We start from the raw sequence: 2576 nt of genomic DNA, 5'->3' as shown, positions 1-2576 counted from the left end.
GGACCCTCTCCATCTCCTCAGGTGTCACACCTGACAGGACATCACAACGTACCTGACGACGATCAACCGGGGTAGCTAACAAAGCCCTACTAGTGTTGCTTCAACATGTCTCCATTCCTGAGTACGGGGCCCGGGGGAGCGTGCGGTGCTGTCACCGCCGTCGCCCCGGGGCTGATGTGATTACGTCCCTCAACGTGAGGCGCCGTAGGAATCGACCACAACGCGATGACCCGGCCCTGCAACGCGGCCCCTGAGGCACCGGCCCGCTTGATCATGTCTGTTCCGTGGAAGCCGCTCTTGTCGATGACGAGCTCCTTCTTGCGGGCGGTGGAGGCCCCGTGGACCTCACGGACCTGTTTCTCCACCACGCCTTGCATGTCCTCTGGCGACATCATCAACAGGATCGGAACCCTCAGCTTGCGCACCGACGCCACTCCCCATCGGCCCCGAGGCACCGGGCCGGCCACGGGCACGTCCGGGCGTTCGCCGCGGGCTGGGTCGTCACGAGCGGCCACGTGTGGCTGGAGCGCCAGCACGCCGGCCGTACCCGGACACTCGGGCGGAAAACCGCGCGCGGCGAGGGGGCGACCACTCTTCTCGACCGCACACCGCCGGGATACCGCACATGGTGCGGGTCCCGGCGGCAGAGGCCGAACCGTGCTTCAGCCGAGGGTCCTAACGTGACTGCGCCCAGTCGTAGAGCCGGTGGGCGCTGTCACCGAGGCGCGTGGCGTAGAGCGTGGGGGTCGGTCCGCCCGCGAGTTCCTCGGTGGTGGTGGTGATGCCCACGACGGTGCCGGTGCCGGTGCGGGTGTCGAAGTGGGCCAGGTGGGGCCCACCGCTCGATCCGGGCGACATGTCGCAGGTCTCACCCCACAGCACGGGGGCCTTGGGACCAGGGTGGCTCGCTCCCGCGCAGTGGATCATGCGGGATCCGACATACTTGTCCCCGGAATCGTTGAGTCCGGCGTTCGGGTATCCCAAGGCATGGATGAACTCGTTTTCGACAGGCTGACCGAACCCGATGTGCTGGCTTCCGGTGATGTCCGCAATCGGTTGTCCCCAGGCAGCCGAGTTCGCCACGAGGAGTCCCGCGTCGTAACCGGCGGCAGCGACGTCCGACGATTCCGTGGTGTCCGGATCGGCGTCCCAGCGGGAAGAGGTGGCCATGGTCCTGATACTGAAGCCGCCGAGCGGCTTCGTTCCGTTGCGATAGCCGGGCACGAAGTAGAAGTTGTGGTTCCAGGTGTCGTCGGCGGAAGGCGCACCGACGCCTCTCAGGCAGTGTGCTGCCGTGACGACGGTACTGCGGTTGCCGCTCGTCACAACCGTTGCGGTGCAACTGCCGTCGTAGCCGTCGGAGAAGGTAAAGAACAGGCGGCCTACGTTCTTGTTCACCGCTCCGCCGTGAGTCCACACGGACCCGGAGTCCGGCGTGTTCGCGGGGAGCGGCCGAGGGTCGTCCGGCGTGTTGTCGTCTTCGGGTATGGGGGTGATCTCGGGGACCAGAGCGCCTGCAAGCTTCATCCGCTCAGGGCTCCAGTAGGCGTCGATCCGGTTGCGCTCCCGTGCGGTCGTGGCGCCGGCATGGGTGGTGGTGGTGTCAGGTCCCGCCGCGCCGCTGCTGTTGGACGACGGATTGTGCGGTGCGGCGTCGGCGGCTGCGGCCGGCGTGACCAGCGCCACGACGGCCGCCGACACTGTGACGGTGGCCCCTATCGCGTGGCGGAGGGCCCTGCGAGTGCCGCCCTGCTGACCGCATGGGCGAGGAGATGATGTGTGCATGCGCCTGACAGTAGGCAGGCGATGTCAGGAAGCAGTCAGGGAAGTGTGCACGCGGGGTTAGGCCGTGTAGCGAAAGTGATCTTGAGCTGTGAATGATCCGCAGCGGCGGCCGTTCACCGGCTCGCCTGCGGGCAGTGCCGACTGCCCGAGGACCGCCTCTGCCGGATGGCCGTACGCGGCGAACAAGGCCGCTTCCGGCGAGTGACGGTCCACTTGCACGTCGAGCAACACCGGGATCACGACCGGGCGTTCAACGCAGGCTGGGCCGGCATGGGCCGTCACGTACTGCTGGAACGAATGCCAGCACACCGACCGCACCCGGACCGTGGGCCGCAAGACCGCGCACGCGCAGTCAGCCGGCCTCCGCGTCCGCGCAGGGTAGCCAGGGCTGGCCGACTGCGTGGTCCTGGCCCTGAGAGCCATTGCGTCGTCGGGAGAGCGAGCTGACCAACGCGGTCACCACGACGCCAAGGACGGCACCACCCCCGCTCGCCCTCGGCTCCTGCTCTGCCCTCACAGGTCATCTCACGACAGGTCGCCGCCAGACCATGCGGTCGCTGCCCACGGCACCCATCAAGCCACTGGGGCCACCCCCCTGTCAGCCGTTGCCAACCGTCAGGGTCGTGTCCTTCCTTCGCACGGCGTTCGCTGTTCTTCAGCAAGTCGCCCCCGCGCCCGCGGGGGCGCTCCGCAGACCTGCGCGGCGCCTAGTAGGGCTTGGTCAGGTTGGTTGTGGGTGAGCGTGTCCTTTGGTTCGGTGGTGCGTTGAGGGGGTGTGACTCCGGACGAGA

Annotated in this window: 2 protein-coding genes; both read right to left on the bottom strand. The window is 67.6% G+C overall.

Annotation, left to right across the window (positions count from 1 at the left end; translation table 11 throughout):
- Positions 1-89: 89 nt before the first annotated feature.
- Positions 90-425 carry a hypothetical protein gene (locus ACFU5K_RS31580; RefSeq protein WP_384068096.1) on the bottom strand — a complete coding sequence of 112 codons (336 nt, stop codon included), beginning with the start codon at positions 423-425 and terminating at the stop codon, positions 90-92.
- Between the two features lie 250 nt (positions 426-675).
- A complete protein-coding gene (locus ACFU5K_RS31575; RefSeq protein WP_384068093.1) occupies positions 676-1785 on the bottom strand; it encodes a trypsin-like serine peptidase in 1110 nt (369 codons plus the stop codon).
- Positions 1786-2576 lie beyond the last annotated feature (791 nt).

The sequence above is a fragment of the Streptomyces sp. NPDC057428 genome, assembly GCF_042803195.1.
Classification (GTDB): domain Bacteria; phylum Actinomycetota; class Actinomycetes; order Streptomycetales; family Streptomycetaceae; genus Streptomyces.
The sequence above is the reverse complement of the archived record's forward strand: the minus strand, read 5'-3'. Positions and strand labels throughout refer to the sequence as shown.

Excerpts from the sequence above, each read along its gene's own strand:
- ACFU5K_RS31575 (WP_384068093.1), bottom strand. The coding sequence starts at position 1,785 with ATGCACACATCATCTCCTCGCCCATGCGGTCAGCAGGGCGGCACTCGC.